The organism is Novosphingobium resinovorum, assembly GCF_036352595.1.
Taxonomy (GTDB): domain Bacteria; phylum Pseudomonadota; class Alphaproteobacteria; order Sphingomonadales; family Sphingomonadaceae; genus Novosphingobium; species Novosphingobium resinovorum_B.
In genome coordinates this window covers 65,159-80,544 of record NZ_JAZFAX010000017.1, presented here as the reverse complement: position 1 = coordinate 80,544, position 15,386 = coordinate 65,159, and the positions used below count along the sequence as shown (strand labels likewise).

Sequence of the window (15,386 nt, the reverse complement as noted above, 5' to 3'; positions counted from 1 at the left end):
GACAGGACGAGAGGCACCATGAACATCCAGACCAAGGTTTCCCGCTACTCGCAGGAATTCGATCCGCCGGTGCGCGGCGACACCATCACCGCCGACCGCTACACCACCAAGGAGTGGATGGACGGCGAGATGAAGAACCTGTGGCCCAAGGTCTGGCACCTTGGCGGGTTGCTGGCGGAACTGGAGGAGCCGGGTGACATCATCCGCCACAACTTCGCCAAAGAATCCGTCATCATGGTCAAGCAGGAAGACGACTCGATCAAGGCGTTCTACAACTCCTGCCCGCACCGGGGTAACCGGCTTGTGCTGGGCGAGATGGCCAGCGTGCCGCGCATCGTCTGCGGCTATCACAACTGGACCTTCGACCTCGACGGCACCCTCGCCAAAGTGCAGGATCCCGACGATTTCGAAGGCGGCACGCCTTGCGGCAAGGTCCACCTCTCCGAACTGCGCTGCGAGACCTGGGGTCCGTTCGTGTTCTGGTGCATGGATGATGATGTCGCCCCCTTGCACGAATGGCTCGATCCGTTCCCCGAGCGGCTGAAGGGCTACGGCATCGAGAACTGGGTGCGCGTGCTCAACGTCTCGGCCGACGCGGACTTCAACTGGAAGATCATCCGCGACAACTTCAACGAGAGCTATCACCTCCCGACCATCCACCCCGAACTGGCGACCTTCATCAACGACGGCCTGCCTGACACCCTGTTCGAGATGTACCCCTCGGGCCACAACTCGATGTGGATGAAGGGCCATCAGGCGACCACCCGCGTCGATTACCACACCTCCGAAGTCCCCGCTCCGCTGGGCGAGGCGGCGCGCGCCTGGGGCATCGATCCCGAGGAATACAACGGCCGCACGGGTGATCTGCGCGAAGCCATCATCGAAGCGAAGCGTCGCCTCGGCCCGGGCCGGGGCTACACCAATTACGACAACATGAGCGACCAGCAGCTGGTGGACTATTTCCACTGCACGCTGTTCCCCAACCTCACGCTCACCATGAGCCCCGAGCAGCTGCAGGTGCTGCGCACCGAGCCGCACCCGACCGATCCGGAGAAGTGCGTGTTCCAGCACTGGTGCCTCTACCCGCCGGTCGAAGGCATGAAGGAGGTCTTCACCCCGCTCGGCATGCTGCCGCTCCAGCATGACGCAGTCGCGCGCCACTCGGTCTACGGCGACGGCGTTTCGGTGGGCTACGTGGCCGATCAGGACCTGTCGATCGGCACCAGCCAGCAGCAGGGCCTGAACTCGCGCGGGTTCAAGGGCTGCATCCTGCCGGGCCAGGAAAAGCGCATCCAGCGCTTCCACGAACTGCTCAACGATTACGTGAAGGGCGCGCCCGAATGACGGCCTGCCCGATCGAGGACCGGCTGGCGATCCAGGATCTGCTCGTCGCCTATGCCCATGCCGTCGACAGTCTGCACGACCTCGACGGCATCTGCGCCGTCTTCGTCGAGGATGCGCAGTTCGACTTGTCCGGGATCGGCTTTCCCAGCCTGACCGGCCATGCGCAGATACGCGGCTTCTTCGCCGATACTTTCGCGGCGATGGCGGGGCAGGCGCATTACCTGACGAACTTCGCGATCACCGCCTACGACGGCGATACCGCGTCGATCCGCGCTTATGTGACCGGCATGGGCAAGTACAAGGCGGGCGGCGGGATCACCGTCAACGGGCGCTACTACTTCGACGTGGTGCGTACCGGGCAAGGGTGGAAGGCCAGGCGCTATACGATGGACTTCCTGATCCCGATCGAAGCATGATTGACCATCAGGCCTTAAGCGTCACCCCGAATTAGCCGATTATCTTTGCCGTAATCGGTCCGGTGCGGGGCTTGCACCACACACGCCGTCACCCTGAACTCGTTTCAGGGTCCATCGAGCCGCATCCTCCGAAGGTCGGAACCGTGGGCCGCCGGTATGTTCTTGCGGTCTACCTTCCGGCCTCGGCTGCCGGATGGACCCTGAAACAAGTTCAGGGTGACGGCGTGAATGGGGAGAGGCCGGAAGTCTCCTGCGGGGTTACCCCAGCGTCACCCCGAAGATCTCCTTACGCGGCCAGCCGTCCTCGGCGTAGACCGCCTCGGGTTCGCCCGCACCGTAGAGTTGCACGCCGAACCCGGTGATCTCCCACTGCTCCAGATGCCTGCGCATCTCGAGGTAGGGCGGATCGGCGAAGTGCTGGAGCAGGTCCACCTCGCTCTCCCATTCCTCGTAGACCTGGATCACGCCGGGGTCGATCGGATCGACCGCCCAGGTATAGGCGACGCAGCCCCTCTCCTCGCGCGCGGCAAGGATGTGGTCGCGGCCCGTGGTGATGATCTCGGCGCAGGTGCTGTCGTCGCCCGCGTAGCGCAGCCAGCCGGCCACGATGATGCGCATGGGATATCCTCTCTCTCGGTTGCGCGGGAGAGGGTAGGGCGGCGGCGCGCCCCGCACCGCTGGCATTTAGGCGAGTTCGGCCACGACCTCGATGTTGGCCGCCGTCGCTTCGCCCAGCACGCCTTTCCAGAAATGCACGATGTTCTCGGCATTGACGCCCCACGAGAAGCGGCTGACGTGCTCGGCGACTTCGGCCTGCGTGGGCGGGGCGGCGAGGATGTCCTCGACGGCGGAGGCGATCTGCGCCGGAGTGCGTCCGGCGATGCGGCCGGCGGTCTCGTCGCTGACGATCTCGCGCGCGCCGCCGATGTCGGGGATGACGATCGGGGTGCCGCAGGCGAGCCCTTCGACCCACACGTTGGCGAGCCCCTCGCTGGCGGACGGCAGCACCAGCACGTCGGCGGCGCACAAGACATGCGGCAGCAGCTCGTGATCGACGAGGCCCAGGAACTGCACGCGCTCGGCGACGCCCAGCCGCTGCGCCAGCGCCTTCAGGCGCGCCTCGTCCTCGCCCGCGCCGGCAAGGGCGAGGCGGGCCTCGGGCAGGCGGGTGAGCGCTTCGATCACCAGTCCCTGGCCCTTGCGCGGGATCAGCGCGCCGGGGGTGACCAGCAGCGGGCCTTCGGGCCAGATCTGCAGGTTGGGCATGGCCGATACCAGTGCGCGCGCGGCGCCGCGCTCGATCGGATGGAACTTCTCGCGGTCGAGCCCGGTATAGTGCAGTTCGATGCGCTCAGGCGGCATGCCCAGCGCGATCATGTCCTCGCGCAGGGCCTGGCTGACCGCGAGCAGCCCGGCGGACTGCCGCGCCGCATCCAGCATCTGCCTGAGCGCATGCGGGCGCTGGCCCCAGAAATGGATGTCCGCCCCGCGCGACTTGATCGTCAGCGGCAGGCCCAGTTCGCGCGCGACGATCGCCGCCGCCGGCCCGTCGGGAAAGAAGAACTGCGCATCGACGAGGTCGAAGGGCTTTTCGGCATGCAGCCTGCGCACCAGCGGCAGCACGGCGCGGGCGATGCGGCCGGGATTGGTATCACCGCCGACCTTGGGATACGTCGTGAACCGGGGGTAGTGGACCTTGAGGCCGACGGCGTCGCTCACCTCCGGAATGGCCTTGAGGCGCGCGTAGGGTTCGCGCAGCGACAGCGGCCAGGGCGGGATGCCGATGGGGCTCACCACCGTCAGTTCGATTTCCCCGCGCGCGGCGACCGCGCGCATCTGGTTGCCGACGAACACCCCGAACGAAGGCTTCACCGGGTTGGGGAATAGGGTGGCGATGGAGAGGACGTGCATCGGTGCCCTAAAGCTTGCGGACCAGCATCTCGGCAACGGCCAGCCATGCGGGTTGTTCCACCGACAGCGGGCTGCGGCCGCTGACGGGAGGGAGCAGGGTGACGCTCTCGGCGCTGCCTGCGGTCAGGCGGCCGAAGCCGAAACGGCCGCCGGGCATGGGCGCCAGAACGTCGCGGTTGAGCAGGTCCGCGGCGGCCTCGGGCGCGTGCTGGCGCAGCCAGAGCTGGTCGCCCTCGCGGTATTCGCCGACCGAGGCTTCGACCGACACCACCACCCACGGCGCGTCGGCGGACAAGTCGTTGGGCAGCACCGCATCGACCGGCTTCTTCAGCGCTTCGGCACCTCTGGCGCCGAGCGTGGCGACGAGCCGGGCCGGTTCGGCGCCTTCGGAACGCAGCAGCGTCTCCGGCTCCACCTGCAGCGCGGCGGCGATCCGGTTCATCCACACCAGCGAGAGATTGCGCATCCCCGTCTCGAGCCGGCCGATGGTCTGCGCCGTCGTCGGCGGATCGCAGGCCAGCGCGACGTCGGCGAGGGTCATGTTCTTCTGGCGGCGAATGTCGCGGATGCGGTTTATCATGAGAGCCTCTGTAACCGATATGGTTTTATGCGATAAGCCATGGATTGCTCATATGGCAAGGGCAAAGGCGCCGGCGCGTGGAGACTCCTCAGGGCTTAAGCTATAGGATTACAAAATAATTCAATCTTCATGGCGCTTTGGCAGAAAGCGACATAGACTGATTTGTCTAAGGGGGAATACGATATGGTCGATGAAAGGGCCGTACTGGCCAGCGCTCGCGCGCAGATGATGTACGATGCGAACAAGAAATCGCAGGGGGTCGCTTATCTGCTGTGCATTTTCCTTGGCGGCTTTGGGGCGCATCGCTTCTATCTCGGTTCGAAGCTCGGTGGCGGATTGCAACTGGGGTTGTGGGTGCTGGGGTGGATCACGCTGTTCGTCGCGTGGATTCCGCTCGGCATCTGGATATTCGTCGATCTTTTCCTGATTCCCGGCATCGCTCGCCAGAAGAACATGGAACTCGCGGACACTTTCGCGTTCGACTGAACTCATCTCCCTCGCGGCATCCGGCGTGACCGGATGCCGCCGGCAGTCTCTCACCCCTCGACCTGTTCCGCCAGTTCCAGCCAGCGTTCCTCGGCCGTGTCCTTGTCCGCGCGGGCCTTGGCGATGGCGTCGCTGAGGGCGGCGAACTTCGCCGGGTCGCGGGTGTAGAGCGCCGGGTCGGACAGCGCGGTCTCGTCACGGCCGATGGCGGCTTCCAGTTCCTCGATCCGCTTGGGCAGCAGTTCGTAGTCGCGCTGGTCCTTGTACGAGAGCTTGGCCTTCTTCGGCGGCATCGGCGCGGCGGCCGCCGCTTCCGCCTTGGCCTTCTTCGCCGCGCCCACCGTGCGTTCGCGGCGCTTGGCTTCCCAGTCGGCATAGCCGCCGACGATCACGTCGATATGGCCCGAACCGTCGAGGCCGAGCGTCACGTTCACGGTACGGTCGAGGAAGTCGCGGTCGTGGCTGACGATCAGCACGGTGCCGTCGTAGTCGGCGATGACTTCCTGCAGCAGGTCCAGCGTCTCGAGGTCGAGGTCGTTGGTCGGCTCGTCCAGCACCAGCAGGTTCGAGGTCGTCGCGAATTCCTTGGCGAATAGCAGGCGCGAGCGTTCGCCGCCCGACAGGGTGCCGACTTTCGCCTCGACCAGGCCGGGGTCGAACAGGAAGTCCTTGAGATAGCCCTGGATGTGCTTGCGCGCGCCGCGCACGTCGATCCAGTCGCCGCCTTCGGCCAGCACGTCGCGGATGCGCAGTTCGGGGCTCATCCGGCTGCGCTGCTGGTCGATCACCGTGGCGTCGAGCGAGTTGGCGCGGGTGATCGTGCCGGCATCGGGCTGCATCTCGCCCATCAGCAGCTTGAGCAGGGTCGTCTTGCCCGAGCCGTTGGCGCCGACGATGCCGATCCGGTCGCCGCGCTGGATGCGCAGCGAGAAGTTCTTGATGACCGTGCGCTGCTCGTCGCCGGCGCCGAAGGCCTTGGTCACCTTGTCGGCGACGATGACCGACTTGGTCTTGCTGTCGTCGGCGACCACTTCCAGCTTGGCGGCGCCTTGCGGGCCGACCATCGCGGCACGCGCCGCGCGCATCTCCCACAGCTTGGCAAGGCGGCCCTGGTTGCGCTTGCGGCGCGCGGTGACGCCGCGCTCCAGCCAGTGCGCCTCGATCTTGAGCTTCGCATCGAGCTTCTGCGCGGCGCGCGCTTCCTCGGCGTAGACTTCGTTCTCCCACGCTTCGTAGCCGCCGAAGCCGATGTCCTTGCGGCGCAGCCCGCCGCGATCGAGCCACAGCGTCGCATTGGTCAGGCGGGTCAGGAACGTACGGTCGTGGCTGATGACCACGAAGGCGCCGTTGTAGCGCTGCAGCCACGATTCCAGCCAGTCGATCGCGGCGAGGTCGAGGTGGTTGGTCGGCTCGTCGAGCAGCAGCAGGTCGGGCTCGGAGGCGAGGGCGCGGCACAGCGCGGCGCGGCGGCGCTCACCACCCGAAGCGCTGGATGCCTCGCGCGAAAGGTCGATGCCGAGCTGGTCGGCGATGGCTTCGACTTCGTGCCGGGCAGGCGCATCGTCGCCGTGGATCGCGAAGTCCAGCAGGGTGTCGAAGCCGGTGAAGAACGGATCCTGTTCCAGCGTGACGACGCGGGTGCCCGGCTGGACCGAGCGGGTGCCCTTGTCGGCGTCGACCAGCCCGGCGATCAGCTTGAGCAGCGTGGTCTTGCCCGCGCCGTTGCGGCCGATCAGTGCCAGCCGGTCGCGCGGGGCGATGTTGATGTCGAGGCCCTGGAAGAGCCAGCCATTGCCCTGGACGAGGCCAAGGCCTTCCCAGCTGAGGATCGGTGCGAGTGCCATGGGCTCGCGCCCTACAGGGGAGCAGCGGGGAAGGGAAGGCGGGACGATGCGTTGCCCGCCGGCAACACCGGAAACCTGTCTGCCACCTTCCCGCCACATTCAGGACTTGTTCAACGCTGCAAGTTTAGGCACCGAAGCCGTGATGAAAAGGATTTCGACCCTTCTTGCGGTTCTCGCGGTGCTCCCCGCGCTTGCCGCCCCCCAGGCCTATGCCGGTTCCGGCGGCGAGCAGGGTGAACTGCGCCGTGAGCGCCGCGCCGGCAACATCCTCCCCCCGCGCGAGATCGAGCGCGATATCCTGCCGCGCATGGCGGGGATGCAGTACCTCGGCCCCGAGTACGATCCGGCGGCGATGACCTACCGGCTCAAGTTCATCAAGAACGGCCGGGTCACCTTCATCGACGTCGATGCCCGCACCGGACGCATCATCGGCCAGTCGCGCTAGAGCCGCCGGGCGGGAACCAAAGGGTTTTCCCATTGCTTGACCCGTTCAGGCTTTCGGCCCATCTCAACCCCGTTCATGTTAGGAGGACGGTACATTGCGCATCCTGATCGTCGAGGATGAGCCCACCCTGGGCAACCAGCTCAAGACCACGCTGGAGCAGAACGGCTATGCCGTGGACCTCTCCGCCGATGGTGAGGACGGGCATTTCCTTGGCTCCACCGAGGACTACGACGCGGTGATCCTCGACCTCGGCCTGCCCGAGATCGACGGGTTGACCGTGCTCGGCATGTGGCGCCGCGAAGGGCGTACCTTCCCGGTGCTGGTGCTGACCGCGCGTGACAGCTGGTCGGACAAGGTTGCCGGGCTCGACGCCGGCGCCGACGACTATCTCGCCAAGCCGTTCCAGACCGAGGAACTGATCGCCCGCCTGCGCGCGCTGATCCGCCGCGCTTCGGGCAATACCTCCAGCGAACTGACGGCGGGGCCGGTGCGCCTCGACACCCGCTCGGGCCGCGTCACCCTGTCCGGCGAGCCGGTCAAGCTGACCGCGCAGGAATACAAGCTGCTGTCCTACCTGATGCACCACAAGGGCAAGGTGGTCAGCCGCACCGAACTGATCGAGCACATCTACGATCAGGATTTCGACCGCGATTCGAACACGATCGAGGTCTTCGTCACGCGCATCCGCAAGAAGCTGGGTGCCGATGTCATCACGACGATCCGTGGCCTTGGCTACAGCCTCGACGATCCCGCCGAACCCGGTCGCGGCTGAGCCTGCCCTCACGGTCGAGGGCGCTGACACCGCCTTCGGCGCCGTCCCCGATTCGGGGGCGGTGAAGCGGCACGCCAGCACCGGCTCGCTCGCGCGGCGCATGATGCTGATCGCGGCGGGGTGGATATCCTTCCTGCTGCTCGCGGGCGGGCTGGCACTCGACCATACCGTCACCGGGATTGTCACGCGCAATTTCGACGACCAGCTGGGCTACATGCTGACCGGCATGGTCGGTTCGGCCGAGATCGGGCCGGACGGAGAGGTCTTCTTCATCCGCCCGCTCGGCGACCAGCGGTTCCTGGAGCCCAATTCAGGCCTTTATTACCAGATCCGCGCCAAGGGGCACGAGGACTGGCCCTCGCGTTCGCTCTGGGACCGCAGCCTCAACGTGCCGCCGGATCACTTCGACGCCGAAACCCACGTCTACGACAGCTTCCAGTTCGAAGGCGAGCCGCTGCGGGTGATGGAGCGCTCGATCATCCTGCCCGGCAGCGACACCCGCTGGATGTTCACCGTCGCGGCGAGCCGCAAGGATCTGAACGACCAGATCAAGATGATCCGCTCGATCCTGGTCTACAGCTTCGTGGCGCTGGGCTTCGGCCTGATGCTGATGGCGGCGATGCAGACCTGGTACGGGCTGTTCCCGCTGCGACACGTCCGCCGCGCCATCCAGAAGCTGCGCACCACCGGGACCAGCCGCGTCAACGATCCTCTCCCGCGTGAGGTCGAGCCGTTGGTGAACGAGCTGAACGCGCTGCTTGCCCATACCGAGCGGCAGGCGGAGGAGGCGCGCACTCATGCGGGCAACCTCGCCCATGCGCTGAAGACGCCGCTGACGGTGGTGATGAACGCGGCCACCGCGCAGGCGCCCGATCTTGCCGATACGGTGATCCGCGAGGCGGCGGTGATGCGCCGGCAGGTCGACCACCATCTCGCCCGCGCCCGCGCCGTGGGGCGCCGCGCCGTCGGCCAGTCACGCGCGGACGTGTGGCCGAGCCTGGAGGCGGTGCTGCGGGCGGTGGAGCGGCTCTACGACCAAGCCCGCTTCGACCTCGACGGCAACCGCGAGGTCGCGGTGGCGATGGAGAAGCAGGATCTCGAGGAAATGCTCGGCAACCTGATCGAGAATGCGGCCAAGTACGGCGGTGGCAGCGTCTTCGTCACCGTCGATGCGGCGAAGAACGAGCGCTTCTGCGAAATCTGGATCGAGGACGACGGCATGGGCATCCCCGAGGCCGAGCGTACCCGCATCTTCGATCGCGGCGCCCGCCTCGACACCGGCAAGCCCGGCACCGGCCTTGGCCTCGCGATCGTGCGCGACGTGGTGGAAATCTACGGCGGCACGGTCGAGCTTGACGAGAGCGAGGATCTGGGCGGACTGCTGGTGAAGCTCAAGCTGCCGAGAATTTTTGCCTGACGTGTCTTTGTCCGCCGCGCTTTTGTCCGGCATTTTTTCGGGGTAACCTGGCGCGGCACGGGTTGCGGTCGCGGGCAGGGGGGCTATCTGCGGCGCCTGTCTGATTTGAGGAGCATTCATGAGCAAGCCCATCAACGTCCCGCTGACCACGGACGAGATCGAAATGCTGGTCGATGCGCTTGAAGTCGATCTCGAGGGTTACCTCGAATCGGCCAAGGAAGCGCGCGGCAACGGCAACCGCGACGATGTCGCCACTTTCACCGAGGCCGCTACGCGCATCCAGACGCTGATGGCGCGCCTTCAGGATCTGGTCGGGGAGTAACCCTCGATTCCTTCTCCCCGGGGGATGCTCGGGGAGAAGGAATGGCCTCACCGCCAGCTCGGCAGCCACATCCACAGGTTGTAGGCGTCCTTGAACGGCAGCGGCCAGCCCGAGATGATCGGGTAGAACACCACGAACAGCGCCAGCGACAGGCCGAAGACCCACCGCGCCACCAGCCGCCAACGGTCGCGCCGGTCCCACAAGGCATCGAGGCCGAGCGCCATCAGCGCCATCAGGAACGCGCCCGGCAGCAGGTAGTGGTAGTAGAACTGCACCGGCTTGCCGTTCACCGCCCACATGCCCACGCACACGAAATAGAGAACCGCGAAGAACAGCACGTCGCGGCGGCCGCGGAAGAGGGCGGCCCACACACTCCAGAAGAACGCGAGGAGGCCTGCGATCATCGCCATCGGATTGCCGATCATCACCACGCCGCGGTGCGCGCCATCGACGTTCTGGAACAGATACCAGATGCCCCGCCAGTCGACGATCCACTGATACCAGTACGTCTTGTAAGGGTGCGGCTTCTTCACGCTATCCTGCAGGCGTACCATCAGTTCGTGCTGCTGGACGAAGCCCCAGGGCGAGAGCGTGTGGTGCGGGTAGAACATCGCCGGGATGAACGTCGCCCAGTAGACCGCGATCGGAAACAGGCCGAGCCACAGCGCGGCCTCGATCAGGCTCACGCCCTTGATCGGCCCGGCGCCGCGCTTGCCGATGAAGACCGGGCCGGTATCCGCGATACGCATGGCGAGGAAGGCGAGGCCCGGCATCGCCAGCGCCGGAGCGCCGCTCCACTTCGCGCCCAGCGACAGGCCGAGGGCCAGACCGCTCAGGATCAGGTGCAGGCGCGCGATGCCGGTGCGCTTCGCGCGCCAGGCGGCGGCGAACTGCCACAGGCCCACCATGCACATGCCTGCGGCGATCATGTCGAGCATAGCGATGCGGCTTTGCACGAACCACATGAAGTTGGTGGCCAGCAGCGCCGTCGCCAGCACTGCCGCGCGGCGCAGCTGCGTCACGTGCCAGACCAGCCGCGCAAAGGCGAACAGGCCGAGTCCGCCGAACAGTGCCGGGCCGAGGCGCCACGCCAGCGGCTTGTCGCCCAGCAGGTGGATGAAGCCGGCGATCACTTCCTTGGCGAACAGCGGATGTTCGCGGTTGGCGGGGATCAGCTCCAGCAGCTTGAGCGCGGCGGGGACGTAGTGAACCTCGTCGAAGTAGTAGCGCGAGGGGATCGTCAGCCGCCACAGCACCAGCGCCTGGAACGCCGCGACGATGAGAAGGCACCAGCCGAGCGGATCGCGATTTTGACGGGAGAGTGGCATCGGATGCGCGGATAAAGAGGGGCGCGGGTTTCGGCAAGCGCGCTTGCACAGACTCGCGCGCGCCCTTAGAGGCTTGCGCCATGAAACGCACCACCGGACAGGACCGCAGCCAGACCCAGAGCTGGCGCCCCGCAACCCGCGCCATCCGCGGAGGCACCTGGCGCTCGGAAATGGGCGAGACCAGCGAGGCGCTGTTCCTGACTTCGGGCTACAGCTACGATGATGCCGCCACGGTCGCCGCCCGCTTCCAGGGCGACGAGGAAGGCATGACTTACTCGCGCCTGCAGAACCCGACGGTGGCGATGCTGGAGGAGCGTATCGCTCTCCTCGAAGGCGCGGAAGCCTGCCGCACCCAGGCCACCGGCATGGCGGCGATGACCGCTGCGCTGCTGTGCCAGCTTTCGGCGGGCGACCATATGGTGAGCGCGCGCGCCGCCTTCGGTTCGTGCCGCTGGCTGGGCGACCATCTCCTGCCGCGCTTCGGCGTCGAGGTGACGCTGGTGGACGCCGGTGACACCGCGCAGTGGGAAGCGGCGATCCGCCCCAACACCAAGGTCTTTTTCTTCGAGACCCCGGCGAACCCGACCATGGGCGTCGCCGACCTCGCCGCCATCGCCGAGATCGCCAAGGCGCACGGCATCACCACGGTCGTCGACAATGCCTTCTGTTCGCCCGCTCTCCAGCGGCCGATGGAATTCGGCATCGACGTCGTCGCCTACTCCGCGACCAAGCTGATGGACGGGCAGGGCCGCGTTCTTGCTGGCGCCGTTTGCGGCTCGGAGCAGTTCATCAACGACGTGCTGCTGCCGTTCCAGCGCAACACCGGGCCGAACCTCTCGCCGTTCAATGCCTGGGTCGTGCTCAAGGGCCTCGAGACGCTGGACCTGCGCGCCAAGAAGCAGAGCGAGAACGCGCTGGCGCTGGGCAAGTTCATGGAAGATCGCGTCCCCACGATCCTGCACCCCTGGCTCGACAGCCACCCGGCGCAGGCGCTGGCGATGAAGCAGATGGATGCTTGCGGGCCGATCTTCTCCTTCGTGCTCGACGGCGGCCGCGAACAGGCGCACGGGTTGCTCGATGCGCTCAAGCTGATCGACATCTCGAACAACATCGGCGACTCGCGTTCGCTGATGTGCCACCCGGCCTCGACCACGCACCACAACATGGGGCCGGAAGGCCGCGAGGCGATGGGTATCGGCGAAGGCATGCTGCGCATCAATGTCGGCCTCGAGGACATCGAAGACCTCAAGGAAGACATGGACCAGGCTTTGAAGGCGGTGGGGCTGTAAGGAGGGCATTTTCCCTCTTCGGCGCCTCGCCATACTCTTCGTCACCCTGAACTTGTTTCAGGGTCCATCCCTCGGTTTGACCGGAAAGTCGGGATCACCATCGGCGCCAGCGGTTTGCTGCCGCGAGCATCGGCTTGCGCTGTCTGATGGACCCTGAAACAAGTTCAGGGTGACGGTGACATAGGACGGGCGGATCGCTTCGCCCTCGGAACCTGCTCACTTCTACACGGTTGTAGCCTGAAAGAATCGTGGTTAGGTTGCCCGTGTCATGAAGGAACTGTTCCAGCACTCCGCGATCACCGACGGCCTCACCGTGCGTGTGGCCGTCAATTTCCTGCCCGAGCAATCGCGTATCGAGGCGGGTAAATGGTTCTGGGTGTATCACATCCGGATCGAGAACGAGACCGACCACACGCTGCAACTGATGACCCGTCACTGGCGCATCACCGATGCCAACGGCAAAGTCGATGTGGTCGAGGGTGAGGGCGTCGTCGGCGAACAGCCGTTGCTCGAACCGGGCCGCAGCCACGACTACGTCTCGGGATGCCCGCTTTCGACGCCGCAGGGTTCGATGGAGGGGTATTACACCTTCCGCCGCGATGACGGCACCGAATTCCGCGCCAGCATCCCCTTCTTCCCGCTTGCTGCGCCCGCGACCGCAGGCTGATATTGCCCCGCGCGACTGTGGCGCTTAGGGAAGCGTCATGAAGCGCACGCACCTGCCCCTCAACGCCCTGCGCGTCTTCGACGCAGCGGCACGCCATCTCTCGTTCACCCGCGCCGCCGACGAACTGGCGGTGACGCCCGCCGCCGTCGGCCAGCAGATCCGCGCGTTGGAAGACCTGCTCGGCGTGGTGCTGTTCCGCCGCACCAGCAAGGGGCTGGAACTGACCGAAGAGGCGGGCGCCGGCCTTGCCGCTCTGCGCAGCGGGTTCCTCCATTTCGAGGACGCCGTGCAGGCGATGCAGGCGGGGCAGTCGAGCCACGTCTACACCATCGCCTGTCCGCGCGAGTTCTTCGCCGCCTGGCTGGCGCCGCGCCTTGCCGCATTTCGCGCTGCGAATCCGCAAGTGCGATACGTGTTGGTCGATGGCGAGATGACGGATTTCACCGAGGCGAACCTCGACCTTGCGGTGCGCTGGACCGATGGTCCGGGCGACCTCGAGGGCGTGCCACTGGGCGCGGCGGAGTGGGTCGAGGTCGGTTCGGGCGACTGGATCGGCTGGCCCGGAGATCCGGAGCCCGATGGCGAAGGCGAGGAAGCCAAGCCGCCGGTTCTGGTGAGCGATGCCGGGCAGGCGATCGCCGCCGCGCTGGCGGGTGTCGGGCGCGCCCGGATTCCGGCGCTGCTGGCGGCGGGCGTTGCCGGGCGCGATGCCGAAGTGGGCGAGCCGACGCCGAGCCGCCGAGGCTACTGGCTGGTCGCGCCGACGCCGCAGTGGCGGCAGAAGAAGGTCAAGGAACTGGTTGCGGCGTTGACCGGGTAAGGGGGCGGACGCAGCGTTGCGCGTGGTCCTTCGACAAGCTCAGGACGAGCGGGGTTTGGGTAAGTACCATTCGTCATTGCATCGCTGCGCTCGCAATGACGATGATTTCCGCTCAGGCTGAGCCTGTCGAAGCCCCGGCACGCGGGGCTCGACCGTTCAGCCCAGCAGCGCCGCTTCCTTCTCCGCCAGCAGACGGTCGATCTCGGCGCGGCTCTTCTTTTCCGCCGCCGTCTTGAGCTGGCCGCAGGCCGCATCGATGTCGCGCCCGCGCGGAGTGCGGACCGGAGCGGAAATGCCGCCCTGGAACACGATCTCGGAAAACGAACGGATGCGCTCGGGCGTCGAGCATTCGTAAGGCGCGCCGGGCCAGGGGTTGAACGGGATCAGGTTCACCTTGGCGGGCAGCTTGTAGTGCTTGAGCAGGCGGACCAGTTCGCGCGCGTCGTCGTCGCTGTCGTTCTTGTCCTTGAGCATCACGTATTCGAAGGTGATGCGCCGCGCGTTGCTGGCGCGCGGATAGTCGGCGCAGGCCTGCAGCAGCTGCTCGATGCCGTACTTCTTGTTCACCGGCACGATCTCGTCGCGCACTTCCTTGGTCACCGCGTGGAGCGAGACGGCAAGGTTGACGCCGATCTCCTCGCCGCAGCGCTCCATCTGCGGGATCACGCCCGAGGTGGACAGCGTGATGCGGCGCTTCGACAAGGCGAGGCCGTCACCGTCCATCACCAGCTTGAGCGCATCGCGCACGTTGTCGAAGTTATAGAGCGGTTCGCCCATGCCCATCATCACGATGTTGGTCAGCAGGCGGCCGCTGGGATGGTAGCCGCCTTCCTCGTCATCGTCGTCACCGATGTCGTCCATCAATGCGGCGAGGCGGCGACTGTCTTCGGCGTTCTTGGGCCACTCACTGAGCGAATCGCGCGCCAGCATGACCTGGCCGACGATCTCGCCCACGGTCAGGTTGCGCACGAGGCGCATGGTGCCGGTGTGGCAGAAGCGGCAGTTGAGCGTGCAGCCGACCTGCGAGGAGACGCAGAGCGTCCCGCGATCGGCGTCGGGGATGAACACCATCTCGAAGTCGTGCGCGTCCGCCGTGCGCAGGAGCCACTTGCGGGTGCCGTCGCTGGAATGCTGCGCCTCGACGATCTCCGGGCGGCCGATGACGAAGCGTTCCGCCAGCCAGGGGCGCATGGTCTTGGCGATGTCGGTCATCGCCTCGAACTCGGTCACGCCGCGGTGGTAGAGCCAGTGGTAGACCTGCTTGGCGCGCAGCTTGGCGGCCTTCACGTCCAGCCCGGCGCCTTCGAACAGTTCGGCGATGCGCTTCTTGGGCAGGCCGATGAGGTCGATGCGGCCGTCCTCGCGCGGGGTCACGCCGTCCACCAGGGAGGGACGCGCCACGGTCATCGGGTCGACGTTGCCCGGGATCGGCGTGAGGCCGGCGGCGGTCGAGACCGCTGCGGTGGAGATGTGCTGCTCTGACATGATCGGCGGGCATATAGTGCATTTGCCCTGCAAACGGAAGATGCGTGCCCGCGCGAGCCTGCGCGAACGGCGGGCGCTTCGTCGGGTTCCCGTCACACATCGCGTCTCCGGCCCGGCCCATCGACGGAGTGTGACCAAAAAACATCAACGTTTTCGTTGTGTTAGGTTCAGGAAACTCGGGAGGGCCGGTGCGCTTTTGACCAGTCCAAGGCGGAACGATCCGCTCGATGGAACCTCGATGGGCAAGCGGGAATACCCCG

The 15,386-nt window shown here is 66.3% G+C and carries 16 protein-coding genes; 10 read left to right on the top strand and 6 right to left on the bottom strand.

The features are described 5' to 3' along the window. Positions 1-18 precede the first annotated feature (18 nt). Positions 19-1,344, top strand: coding sequence for an aromatic ring-hydroxylating oxygenase subunit alpha (locus tag V2S85_RS16290; RefSeq protein WP_008830433.1), 1,326 nt, complete (start codon positions 19-21; stop codon positions 1,342-1,344). After that, entirely contained in the window at positions 1,341-1,760 is a 420-nt protein-coding gene (locus tag V2S85_RS16285) for a nuclear transport factor 2 family protein (RefSeq protein ID WP_330703896.1), read from the top strand. Before V2S85_RS16290 ends, V2S85_RS16285 begins: the two co-directional genes overlap by 4 nt. A 258-nt stretch (positions 1,761-2,018) precedes the next feature. Here the strand turns inward: V2S85_RS16285 and V2S85_RS16280 are convergent, their stop codons facing one another. From V2S85_RS16280 to V2S85_RS16270, 3 genes are all read right to left on the bottom strand, one after another. After that, positions 2,019-2,378, bottom strand: coding sequence for a putative quinol monooxygenase (locus tag V2S85_RS16280; protein ID WP_330703895.1), 360 nt, complete (start codon positions 2,376-2,378; stop codon positions 2,019-2,021). Positions 2,379-2,444: 66 nt separating this feature from the next. Beyond that, on the bottom strand, positions 2,445-3,671 hold the full coding sequence (locus tag V2S85_RS16275) for a glycosyltransferase (protein WP_330703894.1): 1,227 nt from the start codon (positions 3,669-3,671) through the stop codon (positions 2,445-2,447). 7 nt (positions 3,672-3,678) lie between these two features. After that, entirely contained in the window at positions 3,679-4,251 is a 573-nt protein-coding gene (locus V2S85_RS16270; protein WP_330703893.1) for a helix-turn-helix transcriptional regulator, read from the bottom strand. 183 nt (positions 4,252-4,434) lie between these two features. On the opposite strand from V2S85_RS16270, the gene V2S85_RS16265 reads away from it, so the two are divergent. Beyond that, positions 4,435-4,737, top strand: a complete 303-nt coding sequence (locus V2S85_RS16265; protein ID WP_330703892.1) for a TM2 domain-containing protein — start codon at positions 4,435-4,437, stop codon at positions 4,735-4,737. A gap of 50 nt (positions 4,738-4,787) precedes the next feature. Here the strand turns inward: V2S85_RS16265 and V2S85_RS16260 are convergent, their stop codons facing one another. Further along, the gene (locus V2S85_RS16260; protein WP_330703891.1) at positions 4,788-6,581 is read right to left on the bottom strand and encodes an ABC-F family ATP-binding cassette domain-containing protein; all 1,794 of its coding nucleotides are present in this window, start codon (positions 6,579-6,581) and stop codon (positions 4,788-4,790) included. Between the two features lie 142 nt (positions 6,582-6,723). Between V2S85_RS16260 and V2S85_RS16255 the strand changes: the two genes are divergently transcribed. The 4 genes from V2S85_RS16255 to V2S85_RS16240 all read left to right on the top strand — a co-directional run bounded on the left by V2S85_RS16255 (position 6,724) and on the right by V2S85_RS16240 (position 9,537). Beyond that, positions 6,724-7,026: a PepSY domain-containing protein gene (locus V2S85_RS16255; protein WP_330703890.1), complete on the top strand. Its 303-nt coding sequence runs from the start codon at positions 6,724-6,726 to the stop codon at positions 7,024-7,026. Between the two features lie 94 nt (positions 7,027-7,120). Continuing rightward, a complete protein-coding gene (locus V2S85_RS16250) occupies positions 7,121-7,798 on the top strand; it encodes a response regulator transcription factor (RefSeq protein WP_008832032.1) in 678 nt (225 codons plus the stop codon). A 100-nt stretch (positions 7,799-7,898) separates the two neighbouring features. After that, positions 7,899-9,215 (top strand): HAMP domain-containing sensor histidine kinase, encoded by a 1,317-nt coding sequence (locus V2S85_RS16245; protein ID WP_330703939.1) that lies wholly within the window; start codon positions 7,899-7,901, stop codon positions 9,213-9,215. A 118-nt stretch (positions 9,216-9,333) separates the two neighbouring features. Further along, entirely contained in the window at positions 9,334-9,537 is a 204-nt protein-coding gene (locus tag V2S85_RS16240) for a hypothetical protein (protein ID WP_330703889.1), read from the top strand. 47 nt (positions 9,538-9,584) lie between these two features. Here the strand turns inward: V2S85_RS16240 and V2S85_RS16235 are convergent, their stop codons facing one another. Continuing rightward, positions 9,585-10,865 (bottom strand): phospholipid carrier-dependent glycosyltransferase, encoded by a 1,281-nt coding sequence (locus tag V2S85_RS16235; protein ID WP_330703888.1) that lies wholly within the window; start codon positions 10,863-10,865, stop codon positions 9,585-9,587. A gap of 80 nt (positions 10,866-10,945) precedes the next feature. Here V2S85_RS16235 and V2S85_RS16230 point away from each other — a divergent pair, with 80 nt between their 5' ends. The 3 genes from V2S85_RS16230 (at position 10,946) to V2S85_RS16220 (ending at position 13,641) form a co-directional block, all read left to right on the top strand. Then, positions 10,946-12,154: a trans-sulfuration enzyme family protein gene (locus V2S85_RS16230; RefSeq protein WP_330703887.1), complete on the top strand. Its 1,209-nt coding sequence runs from the start codon at positions 10,946-10,948 to the stop codon at positions 12,152-12,154. A 268-nt stretch (positions 12,155-12,422) separates the two neighbouring features. After that, positions 12,423-12,821, top strand: coding sequence for a Co2+/Mg2+ efflux protein ApaG (gene apaG / locus V2S85_RS16225; RefSeq protein WP_008831267.1), 399 nt, complete (start codon positions 12,423-12,425; stop codon positions 12,819-12,821). A 37-nt stretch (positions 12,822-12,858) separates the two neighbouring features. Then, on the top strand, positions 12,859-13,641 hold the full coding sequence (locus V2S85_RS16220) for a LysR family transcriptional regulator (protein ID WP_330703886.1): 783 nt from the start codon (positions 12,859-12,861) through the stop codon (positions 13,639-13,641). Between the two features lie 156 nt (positions 13,642-13,797). Here V2S85_RS16220 and rlmN read toward each other — a convergent pair whose 3' ends face one another. Then, positions 13,798-15,126 carry a 23S rRNA (adenine(2503)-C(2))-methyltransferase RlmN gene (gene rlmN, locus V2S85_RS16215; RefSeq protein ID WP_069708041.1) on the bottom strand — a complete coding sequence of 443 codons (1,329 nt, stop codon included), beginning with the start codon at positions 15,124-15,126 and terminating at the stop codon, positions 13,798-13,800. Positions 15,127-15,386 lie beyond the last annotated feature (260 nt).

Coding starts and splice junctions, on each gene's coding strand:
- V2S85_RS16290 (WP_008830433.1), top strand. CDS start 19: ATGAACATCCAGACCAAGGTTTCCCGCTACTCGCAGGAATTCGATCCG.
- V2S85_RS16285 (WP_330703896.1), top strand. CDS start 1,341: ATGACGGCCTGCCCGATCGAGGACCGGCTGGCGATCCAGGATCTGCTC.
- V2S85_RS16280 (WP_330703895.1), bottom strand. CDS start 2,378: ATGCGCATCATCGTGGCCGGCTGGCTGCGCTACGCGGGCGACGACAGC.
- V2S85_RS16275 (WP_330703894.1), bottom strand. CDS start 3,671: ATGCACGTCCTCTCCATCGCCACCCTATTCCCCAACCCGGTGAAGCCT.
- V2S85_RS16270 (WP_330703893.1), bottom strand. CDS start 4,251: ATGATAAACCGCATCCGCGACATTCGCCGCCAGAAGAACATGACCCTC.
- V2S85_RS16265 (WP_330703892.1), top strand. CDS start 4,435: ATGGTCGATGAAAGGGCCGTACTGGCCAGCGCTCGCGCGCAGATGATG.
- V2S85_RS16260 (WP_330703891.1), bottom strand. CDS start 6,581: ATGGCACTCGCACCGATCCTCAGCTGGGAAGGCCTTGGCCTCGTCCAG.
- V2S85_RS16255 (WP_330703890.1), top strand. CDS start 6,724: ATGAAAAGGATTTCGACCCTTCTTGCGGTTCTCGCGGTGCTCCCCGCG.
- V2S85_RS16245 (WP_330703939.1), top strand. CDS start 7,899: ATGATGCTGATCGCGGCGGGGTGGATATCCTTCCTGCTGCTCGCGGGC.
- V2S85_RS16240 (WP_330703889.1), top strand. CDS start 9,334: ATGAGCAAGCCCATCAACGTCCCGCTGACCACGGACGAGATCGAAATG.
- V2S85_RS16235 (WP_330703888.1), bottom strand. CDS start 10,865: ATGCCACTCTCCCGTCAAAATCGCGATCCGCTCGGCTGGTGCCTTCTC.
- V2S85_RS16230 (WP_330703887.1), top strand. CDS start 10,946: ATGAAACGCACCACCGGACAGGACCGCAGCCAGACCCAGAGCTGGCGC.
- apaG (WP_008831267.1), top strand. CDS start 12,423: ATGAAGGAACTGTTCCAGCACTCCGCGATCACCGACGGCCTCACCGTG.
- V2S85_RS16220 (WP_330703886.1), top strand. CDS start 12,859: ATGAAGCGCACGCACCTGCCCCTCAACGCCCTGCGCGTCTTCGACGCA.
- rlmN (WP_069708041.1), bottom strand. CDS start 15,126: ATGTCAGAGCAGCACATCTCCACCGCAGCGGTCTCGACCGCCGCCGGC.